This window comes from Bartonella refiksaydamii (assembly GCF_902652675.1).
GTDB lineage: Bacteria > Pseudomonadota > Alphaproteobacteria > Rhizobiales > Rhizobiaceae > Bartonella > Bartonella refiksaydamii.
Genome location: NZ_LR736302.1, coordinates 1 through 17,482, shown reverse-complemented (window position 1 = coordinate 17,482; position 17,482 = coordinate 1). Strand labels below are relative to the sequence as shown.

14 protein-coding genes are annotated in these 17,482 nt (G+C 38.2%); 1 reads left to right on the top strand and 13 read right to left on the bottom strand.

Going from position 1 to position 17,482, the window contains the following annotated elements; translation table 11 throughout:
* Nucleotides 1–68: 68 nt before the first annotated feature.
* From lpdA to tpiA, 12 genes are all read right to left on the bottom strand, one after another.
* Entirely contained in the window at nt 69–1,529 is a 1,461-nt protein-coding gene (gene lpdA, locus GQO39_RS05400; protein ID WP_156851270.1) for a dihydrolipoyl dehydrogenase, read from the bottom strand.
* Between the two features lie 222 nt (nt 1,530–1,751).
* Nucleotides 1,752–3,077: a pyruvate dehydrogenase complex dihydrolipoamide acetyltransferase gene (locus GQO39_RS05395; RefSeq protein WP_156851268.1), complete on the bottom strand. Its 1,326-nt coding sequence runs from the start codon at nt 3,075–3,077 to the stop codon at nt 1,752–1,754.
* A 14-nt stretch (nt 3,078–3,091) separates the two neighbouring features.
* The gene (locus tag GQO39_RS05390; protein ID WP_156851266.1) at nt 3,092–4,468 is read right to left on the bottom strand and encodes a pyruvate dehydrogenase complex E1 component subunit beta; all 1,377 of its coding nucleotides are present in this window, start codon (nt 4,466–4,468) and stop codon (nt 3,092–3,094) included.
* Between the two features lie 16 nt (nt 4,469–4,484).
* Nucleotides 4,485–5,525: a pyruvate dehydrogenase (acetyl-transferring) E1 component subunit alpha gene (gene pdhA, locus GQO39_RS05385; RefSeq protein WP_007552020.1), complete on the bottom strand. Its 1,041-nt coding sequence runs from the start codon at nt 5,523–5,525 to the stop codon at nt 4,485–4,487.
* A 119-nt stretch (nt 5,526–5,644) separates the two neighbouring features.
* Nucleotides 5,645–5,962, bottom strand: coding sequence for an FtsB family cell division protein (locus GQO39_RS05380; RefSeq protein WP_007552022.1), 318 nt, complete (start codon nt 5,960–5,962; stop codon nt 5,645–5,647).
* Nucleotides 5,963–6,146: 184 nt separating this feature from the next.
* The gene (locus tag GQO39_RS05375; RefSeq protein ID WP_156851265.1) at nt 6,147–6,536 is read right to left on the bottom strand and encodes an NINE protein; all 390 of its coding nucleotides are present in this window, start codon (nt 6,534–6,536) and stop codon (nt 6,147–6,149) included.
* A 396-nt stretch (nt 6,537–6,932) separates the two neighbouring features.
* On the bottom strand, nt 6,933–7,340 hold the full coding sequence (locus tag GQO39_RS05370) for a TM2 domain-containing protein (RefSeq protein WP_156851263.1): 408 nt from the start codon (nt 7,338–7,340) through the stop codon (nt 6,933–6,935).
* Between the two features lie 92 nt (nt 7,341–7,432).
* Nucleotides 7,433–8,701, bottom strand: coding sequence for a phosphopyruvate hydratase (gene eno, locus GQO39_RS05365; RefSeq protein WP_007552027.1), 1,269 nt, complete (start codon nt 8,699–8,701; stop codon nt 7,433–7,435).
* Nucleotides 8,702–8,727: 26 nt separating this feature from the next.
* Nucleotides 8,728–9,564 carry a 3-deoxy-8-phosphooctulonate synthase gene (kdsA, locus tag GQO39_RS05360; RefSeq protein WP_156851261.1) on the bottom strand — a complete coding sequence of 279 codons (837 nt, stop codon included), beginning with the start codon at nt 9,562–9,564 and terminating at the stop codon, nt 8,728–8,730.
* Between the two features lie 36 nt (nt 9,565–9,600).
* Entirely contained in the window at nt 9,601–11,229 is a 1,629-nt protein-coding gene (gene pyrG, locus GQO39_RS05355; protein WP_156851259.1) for a CTP synthase, read from the bottom strand.
* A gap of 128 nt (nt 11,230–11,357) precedes the next feature.
* Nucleotides 11,358–11,813: a preprotein translocase subunit SecG gene (gene secG, locus GQO39_RS05350; protein ID WP_156851258.1), complete on the bottom strand. Its 456-nt coding sequence runs from the start codon at nt 11,811–11,813 to the stop codon at nt 11,358–11,360.
* Between the two features lie 81 nt (nt 11,814–11,894).
* A complete protein-coding gene (gene tpiA / locus GQO39_RS05345) occupies nt 11,895–12,659 on the bottom strand; it encodes a triose-phosphate isomerase (RefSeq protein WP_156851256.1) in 765 nt (254 codons plus the stop codon).
* Nucleotides 12,660–12,814: 155 nt separating this feature from the next.
* On the opposite strand from tpiA, the gene GQO39_RS05340 reads away from it, so the two are divergent.
* Nucleotides 12,815–14,704 carry a peptidyl-prolyl cis-trans isomerase gene (locus tag GQO39_RS05340; protein ID WP_156851254.1) on the top strand — a complete coding sequence of 630 codons (1,890 nt, stop codon included), beginning with the start codon at nt 12,815–12,817 and terminating at the stop codon, nt 14,702–14,704.
* 664 nt (nt 14,705–15,368) lie between these two features.
* On the opposite strand, the gene GQO39_RS05335 is transcribed toward GQO39_RS05340, so the two are convergent.
* Entirely contained in the window at nt 15,369–16,235 is an 867-nt protein-coding gene (locus tag GQO39_RS05335) for a phytoene/squalene synthase family protein (protein ID WP_156851252.1), read from the bottom strand.
* Nucleotides 16,236–17,482: the final 1,247 nt, after the last annotated feature.

Here is a 17,482-nt window from a genome sequence, read left to right as displayed (position 1 = left end):
TTAAGACCTCTGCCTTTTAAATATGGAACGCAAATTACATAAACAAAATTTTTCAGAAAATCCAATCATCAAGCATTTAAAACTTGGTCATAAGCATCCAATACACTCTCTTTCATCATTTCTGATAATGTTGGATGTGGGAAAACGGCGTGCATCAATTCTTCTTCGGTTGTTTCAAGATTCATGGCAATGACAAAACCTTGTATCAATTCTGTTACTTCTGCTCCTACCATATGTGCACCAAGCAGTTGTCCTGTTTTTTTATCAAAAATAGTTTTAACCAATCCCTGATCTTCCCCTAAAGCAATGGCCTTACCATTCGCTGAAAAGGAATAACGACCAACACGTATATCATAACCAGCTTCTTTTGCTGCTATTTCTGAAAGCCCTACAGAGGCAACTTGTGGTGTACAATATGTACATCCTGGAATTTTTTTCTTATCAAGCGGGTGAACATTCTCCAACCCCGCAAGATGTTCAATGCATATCACGCCTTCTTCTTCTGCTTTATGTGCCAACATAGGAGGACCAGCCACATCACCAATAGCATAAATTCCCTCTACCCCTGTCCAACTCCATTCATCGGTTACAATGCACCCACGTTCAGTTTTTACGCCCAATGCTTCCAATCCAAGATTCTCAATATTACCCTGAACCCCAACAGCTGAAATTAACCGATCAGCTGCAATTGTTTCTGTCTTACCTTTAACATCAATATGCGCAATAACAGAATCGGAAGATTTCTCAACTTTCATTACTTTCGCTTGCGTGAGGATCCGTATACCTTTTTTTTCTAACTGTTTACGAGCAAATGTTGAAATTTCAACATCCTCAGCAGGCATAATATGAGGCATCATTTCAACAACAGTTACTGTCGCTCCCATATCATGATAAAAAGAAGCAAATTCAATGCCAATTGCTCCAGACCCCATTACTAAAAGCGATTTCGGCATTGACTGTGGTATCATAGCTTCAAAATAAGTCCAAATAAGCTTTCCATCTGGCTCAAGCCCAAGAAGAGAACGAGGACGTGCACCCGTTGCAATAACGATGTGTTTTGCTTGATAAGTCCCTTCCCCTAATGTACCTTTAGGTACTGGATTTTGCGGTTGCATAATCGGTTTGGACGATGAAGAAATCATAATTTCCGTAAGCTGGCTCCCTTTCACCTTCTTGGTAAGTTTTGCTTCCCCCCAAATAATATCAATTTTGTTTTTTTTCATCAAAAAACCAACACCAGCATTTAAACGTGCTGAAACCCCGCGTGAACGTGCTACGACATCCTTGATATTTACTTCTATCGACCCGTTGAACGTTAGACCATAATCCTTTACATGTTCAGCAAAATGCTTTATTTCTGCGGAACGCAACAGTGCCTTTGTTGGAATACACCCCCAATTTAAGCAAATCCCACCAAGATGTTCACGTTCAACAATCGCCGTCTTGAAGCCACATTGCGCCGCACGAATTGCGGTTACATATCCTCCAGGACCCGATCCAATCACAATTACATCATAAAGATTCGCCACAGTAATTCCTCCATGGATATACACAAAACCGATAGGCACTCTCTGAGCTTAAGACCAAAAAACAACTTGACAGAATCGCGTGTTTTTCATTCAAAACTCACCATATATGCCTTTAACAGTCAGAAGAGATAGCAATATTGCCATTGAAACTCTCTCAGTCTGCCTCTACCATATTAACCTACCATACTCACATACAATTTATGTGAAGTACTTTTAAACAGCTCAAATTAACATTGCTAATGGATTTTCAATCATTTTCTTAAAAGTCCGCGCAAGCTCTGCTGCTAACGCGCCATCAACAGCACGATGATCGGCAGAAATTGTAACAGACATGACCGTCGCAACTGCCAATGCACTATTTTTAACAACAGCCTGTTGTTCACCTGCTCCAATCGCAAAAATTGTCGCATGCGGCGGATTAAGAATAGCAGAAAAACTTTTCACACCATACATCCCCATATTTGAAACAGCTGTTGTTCCCCCCTGATACTCTTCCATTTTTAACTTACGCTCACGTGCACGTTTTGCAAAATCCTTCATCTCATGAGAAATAATTGATAAAGATTTTTCTTCTGCATGGCGAACAATTGGTGTAATTAGCCCATTTTCAACAGATACAGCTACCCCAACATCACAATGTTTGTGATGAAGTATTCCATCTTCAAGCCAAGATACATTCGCATCGGGAACCGCCTTCAAAGAAAGAGCGACAGCTTTAATAATCATATCGTTAACGGAAAGTTTATAAACGGGCATAATCCCTTCTTGCGTCTTAATCATCGGTGCCGCAGCATTCAATTGCGTACGCAGATCCAATAACGCATCAAGTTCACAATCTAGCGTCACGCAGAAATGCGGTACTTTTTGCTTTGATTCCACCAAACGTTTAGCGATTGTTTTACGCATATTATTATGAGGTATGAAGGTGTATTCATCTTCTTTGAAAAGTTGCAATATCTGTTTATCAGAAGCAGCTACCACTATCGGCTGTTCAATTTGTGACGAGCCAGAATCCTTTAAAATACCACTACTCATAGCTTTTTCTACATCACGTTTAATAATACGCCCACGGGGACCACTCCCAGAAACAAGTGATAAATCGAGACCTGCACGAGCCGCCAATCGCCGCGCTAAGGGAGAAGCAAAAAGGCGTATGTCCTTTTTATCTTTTTCTACTAATTGCTGATACAATACAGGAGACATTTGTGCTGTCTTTGAATCTGCCTGTTTTGCGTCCTCTGATTCTTTGATTGCAAAAGAGGAAGAGGTTTCTTCTGCAACTTTTGCAGCCTCAGACAAATCTTCACCTTCTTCTGCTAAAATAGCAATTAAACTATTCACTTTAACACCTTGCGTTCCAGCAGGAACAACGATCTTAGCAACCTTTCCCTCATCAACGGCCTCTATTTCCATGGTTGCTTTATCTGTCTCAATTTCAGCAATAACATCACCAGAGGAAACCTTGTCCCCTGCCTTCACATTCCATTTTGATAAAGTCCCTTCTTCCATCGTTGGAGAAAGCGCAGGCATTGTAATTTTAATGGGCATAGTGCTTTCCTCCGTTATGCTCTATAAGTCACAGCCTTAACAGCTTCTACAATCTCAGCAATGTTTGGCAAAGCCAATTTTTCAAGATTGGCAGCATAAGGCATAGGAACATCCTTGCCAGAAATTGTAGCAACTGGCGCATCAAGATAGTCAAAAGCCTGCTGCATAACACGTGTTGCTATTTCAGTGCCAACGGATGACTGAGGATAACCTTCTTCAATTGTTACCAAACAACCTGTTTTTTTAACTGAAGCAAGAATTGTTGGAAGATCCATCGGACGCACTGTCCGCAAATCAATTAATTCTACGTCAATACCAAGCTTTTCAACTTCTGGCAGCGCTTGAACTGCATAATGCATCCCAATCCCACATGCAACAATCGTAACATCTTGTCCAGATTTATGAATACGCGCCCGACCGATAGGTAAAACAAAATCATCTATTTGAGGAACATCAAATTGATGACCATACAAAATCTCATTTTCAAGAAAAATAACAGGATTATCATCACGAACAGCAGCTTTTAGCAAACCTTTTGCATCCGCAGCACTATAAGGCATAACAACTTTAAGACCTGGTATATGACTATACCATGCGGCATAGCACTGAGAATGTTGCGCACCTACACGCGCAGCCGCACCATTTGGACCACGAAAAACCATAGGAGCAGTCATTTGTCCACCAGACATATAACGCGTTTTTGCTGCTGAGTTGATAATTTGATCAATTGCCTGCATAGCAAAATTAAACGTCATAAACTCAACAATGGGACGTAACCCTCCAAAGGCAGCACCAACAGCTAATCCTGCAAAACCATGTTCTGTGATTGGTGTATCGATAACTCGGCGTTCACCAAATTCTTCTAATAAACCTTGGCTAACTTTATAAGCACCTTGATATTGCGCTACTTCTTCTCCCAACAGAAAAACCATCTCATCACGCCGCATCTCCTCAGTCATAGCCTGATTAAGCGCTTCGCGCACTGTCATTGTAACCATTTGCGTCCCCGCTGGAATATCAAAATCAGGAGCGCTATCAAAAGTAGGAGAGACCGGAACTAATGAAGAAAGAGAAGAAGATGCAGCAGCCCCAGTTTTTTTATGTGCATTTAAAGAATTGACAGTTTGTGAAATATTCTCAACACTTTCATCTTCTTCCAACAATACCGCAATAACGGTATTAACCTTCACACCTTCCGAACCTTCAAGCACACAAATTTTACCAAGAGTGCCTTCATCGACAGCCTCGACTTCCATTATTGCTTTATCCGTTTCAATTTCAGCAATTACATCGCCAGAGCTAATTTTATCGCCTTCTTTCTTCAGCCATTTAGACAATTTACCTTCTTCCATCGTTGGTGAAAGCGCTGGCATCAAAATATCAATAGACATGCTTGCTTTCCTCGCATCAAACTAAAATATCAGTATAGAGCTCAGAAGCATCTGGCTCTTGATCACTTTGCGCAAAATCCGCTGCATCCGCAACAACCGCACGCACTTCCTTGTCAATAGACTTTAAATCGTCTTCGCTCGCCCAGCTTTGTTCAAGAATCCGATTCTTTACCTGATCAATTGGATCATGGTCCTCTTTTATTTTCTGAACCTCTTCTTTTGAGCGATATTTTGCTGGATCAGACATAGAGTGACCACGGTAGCGATAGGTCTGCATATCAAGGATAATCGGCCCTTTACCAGAACGCGCCCAAGAAATTGCTTCATCAGCAGCTCCTTTCACTGCTCGAACATCCATACCGTCAACAACAATGCCTGGAATCTCAAAAGAAAGACCACGACGAGAAAAATCCGTTTCTGCCGATGCACGTGCAACCGATGTTCCCATAGCATACTGATTATTTTCAATAATATAAACAACAGGAAGCCTCCAAAGTGAAGCCATATTAAAACTTTCGTAAACCTGCCCCTGATTGGCAGCGCCATCGCCAAAATACACTAATGTTACATTATCTTTACCAAGATACTGATTCGAAAATGCCAAACCGGAGCCAATTGGAACCTGAGCTCCAACAATGCCATGCCCGCCATAAAAATTCTTTTCTTTAGAAAACATATGCATCGAGCCCCCTTTCCCCTTAGAAAAGCCACCTTGACGCCCCGTAAGTTCTGCCATAACACCACGCGGACTCATACCAACCGCTAACATATGTCCATGATCACGATAAGATGTAATAACCTGATCGCCTTCTTTAGCCGCCTTCAGTGTTCCAATAACAACAGCTTCCTGCCCAATGTAGAGATGACAAAAACCACCAATAAGCCCCATACCATAAAGTTGCCCCGCTTTTTCTTCAAAACGGCGAATTAAAAGCATCTCACGATAAGCATCAATCTCCTCTTCTTTTGTAAAACGCGCTATTGGTGCCCTTTTTGTGGTGCTTGATAATGTAGTGCACACCACCGCCGCAGAACCTTTTTTAGACCTTTCTGCCATATTAAACTCCCTTTTATGATTGATCTAGGAATAACCTTTACGAACAAAAGTTACAAGCATTATCAATCAGCTCAAACACTACCATAGGTAATTGTTTCAAAATATTTTTTGAAATTGTATCATTTACAAGGAGTTAGAATTGTCAATTCATTTGGCTTAGAAAAGTTTAAATTCTTCCGGATATACTCATCCAACATATCTTTTTCAATGTGCCCATTGCGCAAAAGAGAAATACGCTTTTCCATGTATATCCGTTTAGCTTCTACTTTATGAAGTTCCTCTTCTAACTCCACAATATGTTTATTAACTTCACTGCGTGAATACAAGCCGTATTCACCATGGTAAATGTGATAACTGAAATAGCTCAAAACTCCCACTGTCATAAGTGGTAGTACAAAGCGTACTTTGATTGATCTGCGTTTCTGCTTTGTCCACATAAAATAGCACAGTCTTTATAGCATAATCCTCTTAATAATTAGCCAAACTATGCATGATTTTAATTAACACCTCATTACCAAAGACTTATACAAAAGCGATTTGTGGTTACACACTAAAACACCTCTGATATAACAAGGCTATGCCATATGATCTACTTTTATATTGTAATATTCGGTATATTCACTAACTTTTGACTCTAGCCCCACCGCTGTCAGTAAAAATTCCTGTTATAATAACTATAAAATCAATAAACGCCCAAAAAACTGTTAGAGTTAGAAGAAGTATTAAAGCACCTGTTCCAACTTGACCAACCATAAAGCTGTGGAGACCTAATACTCCTACAAAAAAACAAACAAATGCAAGTAGTACTTGTGATTGTTCTGATCGTTCTTGTTGCACCAAGAGAGGAACAACCGATTTAATGGCATCACCTTCACATACAAAATCAATAGCATCACCAACCTTCGGCGGCTTTTTTCCTAACCAATCCCAAATTGCGAACTGATAGCGCTTACCACTATCACCCGAAACGAGATAATTCTCTTGATCTTGACCAATAATCATACCTCTCATTTTGACCACTTATAGAATTGTCACTCACATGTTATTCATAAAGAAGTTTCTGCTAACTTGCTAATATATTGATGCACTTCACGGTACGAATACAATCCATATCCACCGTGATAAATACAATAATTAAAACAGCTTAAAATTCCCCAATAAATACACCCCCACCACTATAAGCGGCAATATAAAACACGCCTTAATCGATTTGTGTCTCTATCTTGCTCATATAAAATAACACAATCTTTAACAATGTTTTTATTTAACTATGCATCATTTTCATTAACATCCGATCATCAAATAAGTATACTAAAAAACTCTAGGTATTACAACTTCATCGATCAACTACAACAAAATTAAAAAACGTTATTTCCTTTTTACATATTATATTATGACGCATAATTTCTACCCACGTGTAATTTGCCTACCATCTTTGTCAGTAAACTTCCCAGCAACAATAATTATAAAGTCAACAATCGCCCAAATCCCTGTAATCAACAGCCCCAAAAACGTTAAAGACAGAATTAGCATTAAAGCACCAGTTCTCACTTTACCAACCATAAAGCGATGAACACCAAATAGACCAGAGGTCCAACAAATGAGTGCTAACATTGTTTTCGGAGGCTCAGAATCTTGTTGCAACAATGGGAAAACAGAATTAATACCGTTCTCTTCGAATACAAAATCAACAGCATCACCCACTCTCGGTGGATTTTTTCCTAACCAATCTCCAGTCGCAAACTGATAACGTCTGCCATCATCACCGGAAACGAGATAACTTCCTTGATCTTGATTAATAATTATACCTCTCATCCTTAATACCTATAAAATTGGTTTCACACATATCTTACAGTTACATCTTATAACCCCAATGAGATCACAAGCTAAAATCTTACGTTCATGACTCAACGATGCCAATTACCGGCATAATATGCCTGCTTCCCAAGCATTTCTTCAATACGAATGAGCTGATTATACTTTGCCAATCTATCCGAACGTGCAAGTGAGCCTGTTTTAATCTGCCCACAATTTGTTGCAACAGCAAGATCAGCAATAAAAGAGTCTTCCGTTTCTCCCGAACGGTGAGATATAATAGCACGATAACCTGCTTTATGCGCTGTTTCTACAGCATCAAGCGTCTCACTTAACGTACCAATCTGGTTAACTTTAATAAGGATAGAATTAGCAGCACCCATTTTGATACCATCGCGCAAACGCGCTGAATTTGTTACAAACAAATCATCACCCACAAGCTGACATTTTTTACCAATCGAATCAGTAAGTAACTTCCAACCTTCCCAATCATCTTCAGCCATCCCATCCTCAATCGTAATAATGGGATAAGTTTCAACAAGCTTTGCCAAATAATCTACCTGTTCCTGAGCATCACGACATTTACCCTCACCTTTATAGAAATACGAACCATTTTTATAAAACTCCGTCGAAGCACAATCTAAACCAAGTGCAATTTGTTCACCTGGTTTATATCCACAGATTGTTATAGATTCCATAATAAAATCAACTGCTTGCTCGGCGCTTTTAAATTGAGGCGCAAAACCACCTTCATCACCAACATTAGTATTATAGCCTGCATCTTTTAAACGTTTTTTTAACGTATGAAAAATTTCAGCTCCATAGCGGATTGCTTCTTTCACCGTTGACGCGCCTACAGGAATAATCATAAATTCTTGAAAATCAATTGGATTATCAGCATGGACACCACCATTGATAATATTCATCATAGGAGTGGGAAGAACATGCGCTTGTGTACCGCCAATATAGCGATATAAAGGCAAATTTAATGATTCCGCAGCCGCTTTTGCAACAGCCAATGAAACGCCGAGAAGTGCATTGGCACCAAGACGCGCTTTATTTGGTGTTCCATCCAAGGCAATCATTGCTTGATCAATAGCGATTTGATTTCTTGCATCTCGCCCACCAAGTTCTTCAAGAATTTCGCCATTTACTGCAGCAATCGCTTTTTCAACACCTTTTCCCTGATAACGCATGCCACCATCACGAAGCTCGATAGCTTCATGTACCCCCGTAGATGCCCCTGAGGGAACAAGAGCACGACCCAAAACTCCGTTCTCCAAATGAACATCAACTTCTACCGTTGGGTTACCTCGGCTATCAAGCACTTCACGTCCAATGATATCGACAATTATAGTCATGTGCGTTTCCTTATCCAACAAAAGTTTCAATTCATCTTTTTTGACAGATAATCAAATTCCATTAACGTCTCAAGAAGCCTTTGTAAATGATCAATTTTAACCATATTAGGTCCATCAGAAGGTGCATTATCTGGGTCTTGATGCGTTTCTAAAAACACCCCCGCTACCCCAACAGAAACAGCTGCACGCGCCAAAACCTCGACAAATTGACGCTGTCCACCAGATGAATTCCCCTGCCCCCCTGGCTCTTGAACAGAATGTGTTGCATCAAAAATAACAGGAGCACCAAATGAACGTAAAATAGGCAATGAACGCATATCAGAAATAAGTCGATTATAACCAAATGACGTGCCTCGCTCACAAAGCATAACATTCGGATTACCACTTTGCGTAACCTTTCTTAAAACATTTTCCATATCCCATGGAGCCAAAAACTGACCTTTTTTAATATTGATAACACGCCCCGTTTTTGCTGCTGCTGCCAAAATATCTGTTTGACGACATAAAAAAGCGGGTATTTGCAAAATATCTACCGTTGACGCAACAATCGTGCATTGCTCTTCTGTATGCACATCAGTCAATACCGGACAATCAAATTCCTTCTTCAAATCAGAAAAAATAGCCATTGCTTTTTCAAGACCAATACCACGTGCCGCATTTATGGATGTCCTGTTGGCTTTATCGTAACTAGATTTATAAACAAACCCAATACCAACCTGATCTGTAATTGTTTTAATCTGGCCTGCTATTTCAAAAGCATGATCTCGGCTTTCCATCTGGCACGGTCCCGCAATCAATGAAAGAGGTGATTCATTTGAAAAGATGACACTTCCAACTTTTACAATGGCATTTGGTTTAAACATTGTATCCCTCAAAAAGCAAATAATCCAATTTATGAATTAAACTAATCGACTCTGCTCCACAGTGGCTTTTATAAAAGAAGAAAAAAGTGGATGTGGGTCAAATGGACGAGACTTTAATTCTGGATGATATTGAACACCAATGAACCATGGATGATCTGCATATTCTATTGTTTCTGGCAAAATACCATCCGGAGACATGCCAGAAAAAATCAAACCACACTGTTCTAATTTGTCTTTATAATCAATATTTACTTCATAACGATGACGATGTCGTTCACAAATCCTTGTCATCCCATAAATTTTGGCAATATGGCTGCCTACCTTTAATTCAGCTGCAAAAGCACCAAGGCGCATTGACCCACCAAGATTTCCACACTTTGTCCGTTTCTCCAGAACATCCCCTTTGAGCCATTCTGTCATCAAACCTACAATCGGATTTTTTGTTTCGCAAAATTCACTTGATGAAGCATTCTCAATCTGTGCAATATTGCGCGCAGCTTCTATACAAGCCAATTGCATCCCAAAGCAAATACCTAAAAACGGAACTTTCCGTTCCCGCGCAAATTGAATTGCTTGAATCTTACCTTCTGCACCACGCGCCCCAAAAGCACCAGGAACTAAAATCCCATGGATTTTTTGCAAATAGGATGCAGGATCTTCTCTTTCAAGAAGTTCTGCTTCAATCCATTCAATATTAACCTTTACTTTATTGGCTAAACCGCCATGCGCAATCGCTTCGGTAAGAGATTTATAAGCATCCTTCAATCCGGTATATTTCCCAACAATAGCAATTGTTACTTCTCCTTCAGGATGGTGAATCCGATGTGTAATATCTTCCCAACGATCCATTTTAGGTTGAGGTGTCGGATTTATTCCAAAAGCGGAAAGAACTTCTGAATCTAACCCCTCTTTATGATATGCTATAGGAACATCATAAATCGTTGGCATATCCAATGCCTGAATAACTGCATTTGGGCGAACATTACAAAAAAGTGATAATTTACCCCGTTCTGTTTCTGGAATAGGACGATCTGCACGTACCAATAAAATATCAGGAGCAATACCAATTGATTGTAATTCTTTTACCGAATGTTGTGTTGGTTTGGTTTTTAATTCACCAGCCGAAGAGATATAAGGCATTAATGTAAGATGCACATAAACAACATTTTGCCTTGGTAATTCATTGTGGAGCTGACGAATCGCTTCTAGAAACGGCATTGCTTCAATATCACCAACCGTTCCACCTATCTCGCACAAAACAAAGTCAAATTCTTCGTTTTCCGCAGTAATGAATCTCTTAATTTCATCGGTAACATGAGGAATAACCTGAACCGTTGCCCCCAAATAATCACCACGCCGTTCTCGTTCAATGATATTGCGATAAATACGCCCTGTTGTGATGTTATCATGGCTATTCGCAGAACATCCGGTAAAACGCTCATAATGCCCAAGATCAAGATCGGCTTCTGCACCATCATCGGTCACAAACACTTCCCCATGTTGATAAGGTGACATCGTGCCTGGATCAACATTCAAATAAGGATCAAGTTTGCGAAGCCGTATACGATACCCACGAGCCTGCAATAATGCAGCCAACGCTGCTGCTGCGATGCCCTTTCCAAGGGAAGAAACCACACCACCAGTAATAAAAACATAACGTGCCATGGGCTTATTGTGATAAGCAGTTTATAATAATTTTTCCAGCAAAAAATGCAAAAAGAAACAATCTTTCTTCTATAAAATATAAAAAATGAAACAACCACCTTTTTAAATCTATACTCTCTTCAAAAAAACTATTTCATACCGTCATCCAGAACTGGATTTTCATGGACTGGTGGAACTGGATTTTCAACTTCAGGATCTGTAGATTGTTTTTGTTCCTGAGGTGGAATCGAAACACCTTCTAGCTGTTCAAGAATAGAAGGTTGAGGTTTTCCACCTGATGGTGGAACTGCTTCTGAAGCTCCTTTACTTGTAGAGTTCTGTTCTGAATTAACCGGTATACGTTTGAGAATATCAGAACTGGAATTTGATACACTCCCCACCACAGTAAGTCCAATGGACACGGCAAAAAAACAACATGCTAAAATAGCGGTCAAACGTGTTAACGGATTTTTTGTGCCACGCGTCCTCATCAATCCAGAACCACTACTCACACCAAGCCCGCCACCTTCCGAAGGCTGAATCAATATAACGCCAACCAAAGTAATAACAACCAAAAAATGGATAACAATAAGTACTGTTTGCATAAACCCTGCTCTTCAAATAACTTTTCATGGCTATTTACACATAAATAACACATAATCCAAGGGGGAACCGAGATTCCTCTGTTATAATTTACGATAAACATCGCAAATAGTTAAAAAATCAATCGCTTTTAGGCTTGCTCCACCTATCAGAGCACCATTAACATGTGTAGTCCCCAAAAGTTTAAATGCATTTGATGGTTTAACTGATCCACCATAAAGTAAACGCATTTTATTCCCTTGATCACCAAAACGAGAGCGCATCTCATCACGAATAAAATGATGCACTTCTGCAACATCTGCTGAAGTGGCCGTGTTTCCTGTTCCTATAGCCCATACAGGCTCATAAGCGATAATGACATTCTCTGCTGTTGCATCACTTGGCAAAGATTCCTTAAGCTGTCGTTTAAGAACATCCAGCACTTTATTACTTTTGCGCTCCTCCAATGTTTCGCCAATACAAACAAGAGCAACAAGGCCTGCTCGCCACGCTGCTTGCACTTTAGCACAAACAATTGCATTACTCTCCTTATAAACTGTGCGACGTTCCGAATGCCCAATAATGACATGACTTGCTCCTGCTTCTTTAAGCATCAAAGCTGAAACATCTCCGGTATAAGGGCCATGATCATCAAAATGACAATTCTGCCCCCCTAAAAGGAGGCTTTCACCACCTAACGTATCAGAAGCACGGGATAAAAGTGTTGTTGGAACACAAATAAGCGCTTCAAACAAACGCCCTAAATCAGAGCTAACACCAGCCGCAATGGCACGCAATTCTCCTAGCGATTCACCAGTCCCATTCATTTTCCAATTTCCAGCAATAAAAGGCCGAATATTTAGCAACATACTTTCACCTCAAGAGCTATCACAACACATTGTTTATCTTTAGGTATCAAATTATAAAATGAAAGCAAGTCTTTAAGCTTGCATCTTTCGTATCTTTATTGCAAATTCCGTTACTGCTTTGATAAATAATTTATGCAAGAAAATGGAATTGAACGATGCTTGACATCTTAAGAAATGCCACAAACTCTTGGGTTGCTAGGATTTTCCTTGCTATTTTGCTCGTATGCTTCATCCTTTTATGGGGAATACCACAATTACATACAAAGAGTGAAAGAGACCTTCTTACTTCTGGAAAATCCATAATAACTGTCGATGATTATCGTCTCGCACTTGCCGATCAAAGCGCACGTTTAGCACTCACATCTCGTCTTGGACGCATGTTCACACCAAATGAAATGCAGCAATACAAAATTCCCGCTTTTGTTTTCACTCAGTTACAACAAGATGTACTCTTTGATGAACAGGTGCGTAAAATGAAAATTAGTCTTTCAAAAGATGCGATAGCTCGTATTCTTAGTGCTGATAATATGTTTCAAATAAATGGCGTCTTTGATAAAAATTTATTTCGTAACTATCTTCAGAATTTACATATCAGAGAAAGCAATTTCCTTGATTATTACACCCAAAAGGAGAAGCGTAATCAACTCATTTCAGCTTCGCTATCTGGAATAAAGGCACCAGATCTCTTTTATAAAGCGCTCGCTCTTTATCAAGGAGAAAGCCGTATTGCCGATTATTTTGTTATTGATTTCAAAGAAAAGAAAACAATTTTTGACCCTGATCATGAAACATTGCAAAAATGGTTTGAAACTCATAGAAATGAATTTCGTGCTCCAGAGTACCGAACTGTTTCTTTATTAACTATGACATCGGCTGAGATTGTAAAACGCAAAGATATTTCAGCAGATGAGGTAAAAGCCTTTTATACCCAAAATACTTCGCGTTTTATGACTCCTGAAAAACGCACGATTGAAGAATTGCGATTCCCTACACGCGAAGCTGCCGATAATGCGGCAAGAAAAATAGCCGATGGATTGAGTTTTGATGAGCTAGTTAAAACTGAAAACAAAACTCTCAATGACATAAAAAAAGGACCTTTTACAGAGAATGACCTTTCTAGCCACCTAGCATCTGAGATTTTTGAACTCAAAAAAGGGCAAATTAGCGCTGTCATCAATGACTTACAAGGTCCTGTCATCATTCGCGTAGTACATATTGAACCTTCAGTCTCTATTCCCTTCGAAAAAGTAGAAGAAAATATTCGTCAAACACTCGCCCAGAATCGTGCTGTAGATGATATACGTAACAATTATACAGCAATTGAAAATGCACGTTTTGAGGGAGCTTCTCTCAAAGAGCTTGCTGACCAATACAAATTACCTTTGCGCACAATCACTATTGATAGAACAGGAAAAACGGTTGAAGGCACAATACTCACGGATTTACCTCAGAAAGATATTTTATTGAACGCCATCTATCAATCGAGCGAGGGTGTCGATCTTGATCCTCTCTCCCTTCAAAAAGGTGGATATCTCTGGTATAAAGTAGATAAAATTATCCCTGCCCGCGATAAAACATTTGAAGAAGCCAAGCACGATGCCCTTTCTCAATGGAAAAATGAAGAAGTCCAACGCCTTCTTGATGAAAAGGCAAAAGATGCTATCAAACAGCTTAGTGAAGGCAAAAGTCTTGTTTCTCTTGCTCATACACTTGGTGTCATAAAACAAACGACACAACCCCTACGGCGCCAAGACTCATCGAAAATCCTTGGAGCTGAAGGTGTTAAAGCATTATTTTCTGGGCCTAAAGGGCATTATGGCGTAATAAAAGGTCCGGTAGCAACAAACCGTATCATTTATCAAATAAAGACTGTAACCATTCCTCAAAACACTACCGCTCATACTCTTTCATCTGATATCCGTACCAGTATAGATATGATAATGAAAGAAGATCTAAAGCTAGAAATGCTAGAAATTGCTAATAAAGAACACCCTTTGGAAATTAATAACACGCATTATCATCAAATCTTCAACACTCTTCAGTAAAAATACTGTAAATAATTTGTAGTATTTAGGTAATAAAATCGTAGTCAGATCTTTTCTTATAACTGAGGAAGAAAAATAAATTTCTTTTTCGTTGTTATCAGAATGAGTAACATATGTATAAATAACAAGATTTACTGCAAATTTGCGAGTTTGTAGAAAAATATTAGATGCAATTCATAGTATAGTTTTCAGTGTATAAAAATGTTATCTATCCAAACTTAGACTGTAAATATTTTTATGGTAAAAGGTCATCAATTATGCTTTCATGATTTTCCTATAGCTAGAAATTTTTTGTAGGACAAAAAATGATTTTTTCGTAAAAATAAAAATCATGATTCACTAGAAATGTTCCCAATCCATACATTTACATGCTAAATATTATAAACCCAATATCACCAAAAAGAGCTGATGTATTTCATAAATTTAAGCTTAGGTTTTACATTCTCTAAACCATTCTCCGATATACAGAGCTAAACAAAATGAATAACTCATAAAAACAGTATACGCTATCTTCAATCTCATGAGTCCAATCCCTCACTGTTCTAAAACCATCGTCATCAACTTATTAGAAATGTTTCTGGAATGATAAAAAAGGATTTGGATTCATAGTATTGCAATTACCTTTAATATATTTACTAATTTTCCTGTTCTTGAATAACATTCTTTATTTTTGTAATATCTTTGGAAAATTACCGCTTATTGCTGCCCTTGTTATCACCCAATAGCGATGAATCAATGGTAAAGTTGCGCTTTCTTGGAAAATTGTAGCTCCTAATTGTACCGCTTTTTGAAGAGATGCTGGTATAATAGCCAATGGAAGAAATGCTGGTTTAAGCATTCTAGGCAAAGTACTAGAATGCTCGTAAAATTTGCTATAATGCTCTCGCGATAGCTCTACCATAACTTCAACAATGTGACACTTTTGTTTATCATTGACATAATTAGAGTCCAAATCCTTTCTATCCACTTCTATAGCCTTTAGCATATCATCAGGTAAATAATATTGATATCGTGACTGCATGAATGATAAAAGACGCAACACACCACTTAATCCTTGAGCAATTCCTCCATGTTCATAAACATTTGTAAAATCTTGTGCTGCATCAGGATCTAATATCTGGCAAGAAAGCTGTAAAATTATACTCGCTGTCTCCCTACAATAAAATTCGAGATCATAAAGATCTGCTATTGGATTTTGGTAAAGATTTAAAATCTGTGCATCGCAATAACGTAAAAAAGCTGTCTTAGGTAAATTAAAAAGAGTCATTGCTGTAAACAAATCACTCAAAATCGGATTATTTTTATTCTTTGGTATTTTGCTATTAGCGATAGAATCGTACCACCAACGTAATCGTATCTCACCGATAAGTGGATCATGTACGCTTTCGCGAATACGAGAAACTTCTACATTAAAGGCGTAAAGAGCAGCCAATGCTCTACGCTTTTTTTTAGGTGCGAATAAAACAGATATGTAGCGATCACGATCTGTAGCACGTAAAATACCAAGACAATAAGGAAGAGAATTTACCATTCTATGATGCCTCTTAACTTCCTTTTTTAGTAATTAACGTTCTATTTTATTCATATTTAAAAATGATAGATGAGCACATACAGCTAAGAGAATAGAGCTTCCCAATGTACCTCTACACCGTATTGTAAATTAAAACTTCTTTTCTAGCTATTTTTTAGTCGCATAAAACACCAACGTATTGTTATTTTTAATAAGTTAACCTCGAGCTATAACATAGCTACTTTAGCATGAAAGTTTATAAATAAGGAAATTATCACGAAGACTTGCCGTTTGCATCTATGTTTCTACTAAAATGAAAAAACAGATAATAATTACCTTTAAGCATAAGGAGGACAAATGCATAAAATTTCATTCATTTTTATATGTGACTGAAAAAAACTGTTTGCCTTTCAATGTCAGAATATCTCGTAGCGTCACCTGAAAATTACAAAAGAACTAGATAGAGGAAAAGGTAAAATATTTGAAAAATACTAATACACTATTTAAAAAGTTCGGCATTTAATATGCTAACGTCTGTGCACTCAAACCAATTCAAGCGCAATCTGTGCAAAACAAAAAACGTGATAAGAACATGAGAGACGTATGCTATTGAGATTGATGATTGAGAAAAAACGTTACCACAATCACCTGATAAAAGGTAATTAGACAGATTGCCATAATAGCTTTATAAAAAAGTAAAACCTTTCAAAAATTATACTTTACGTGTTACTTTTTCTCTTTTTTCATCAACTAAAGAACATTCCTTCCTATACTCCTGCACATTATGTATTCAACTCTGTGTCACTTATACCCAGTTCCATATCGATTGGTTTTCATAAGTTATTTTTTTGGTATAGCCCCCTGTACATTCCCTCAAATACCTATCAACAATAGCTAAAGACTTGCAAAAATACTTAATATTTTTAAATAGATAACTGAAAAAAGATCTTTGGAAAATAATCTAGCTTTAAGAGTAAAAAACGAGCTCTCAAAAACAAAAACGGAATGCCTATTTGGATAGAGGAAGACATTAAGAGATATTATTACAAAAGGCATCATGGTACGCAGGAATATATTTAGATTGAATTATTTCTGTACATAAACTCAAAGAGAAGGTGATGCAGTATGAATTGTTTAAAAAATAGATAAATGATATCATTTATCTAATATCTAAAGAGAGAAAAGTAAATTTTAAACAAATGCCTTTCTTTCTTGTAGCTTGACGGCAGGTTTTGTATATTTTGCCACTAGGTTTTGTACCAATTTAT

Coding starts and splice junctions, on each gene's coding strand:
- GQO39_RS05370 (WP_156851263.1), bottom strand. CDS start 7,340: ATGAGAGGTATAATTATTAATCAAGATCAAGGAAGTTATCTCGTTTCC.
- secG (WP_156851258.1), bottom strand. CDS start 11,813: ATGCAAACAGTACTTATTGTTATCCATTTTTTGGTTGTTATTACTTTG.
- GQO39_RS05335 (WP_156851252.1), bottom strand. CDS start 16,235: ATGGTAAATTCTCTTCCTTATTGTCTTGGTATTTTACGTGCTACAGAT.
- pyrG (WP_156851259.1), bottom strand. CDS start 11,229: ATGGCACGTTATGTTTTTATTACTGGTGGTGTGGTTTCTTCCCTTGGA.
- GQO39_RS05340 (WP_156851254.1), top strand. CDS start 12,815: ATGCTTGACATCTTAAGAAATGCCACAAACTCTTGGGTTGCTAGGATT.
- pdhA (WP_007552020.1), bottom strand. CDS start 5,525: ATGGCAGAAAGGTCTAAAAAAGGTTCTGCGGCGGTGGTGTGCACTACA.
- eno (WP_007552027.1), bottom strand. CDS start 8,701: ATGACTATAATTGTCGATATCATTGGACGTGAAGTGCTTGATAGCCGA.
- GQO39_RS05380 (WP_007552022.1), bottom strand. CDS start 5,962: ATGTGGACAAAGCAGAAACGCAGATCAATCAAAGTACGCTTTGTACTA.
- tpiA (WP_156851256.1), bottom strand. CDS start 12,659: ATGTTGCTAAATATTCGGCCTTTTATTGCTGGAAATTGGAAAATGAAT.
- GQO39_RS05375 (WP_156851265.1), bottom strand. CDS start 6,536: ATGAGAGGTATGATTATTGGTCAAGATCAAGAGAATTATCTCGTTTCG.
- kdsA (WP_156851261.1), bottom strand. CDS start 9,564: ATGTTTAAACCAAATGCCATTGTAAAAGTTGGAAGTGTCATCTTTTCA.
- GQO39_RS05390 (WP_156851266.1), bottom strand. CDS start 4,468: ATGTCTATTGATATTTTGATGCCAGCGCTTTCACCAACGATGGAAGAA.
- GQO39_RS05395 (WP_156851268.1), bottom strand. CDS start 3,077: ATGCCCATTAAAATTACAATGCCTGCGCTTTCTCCAACGATGGAAGAA.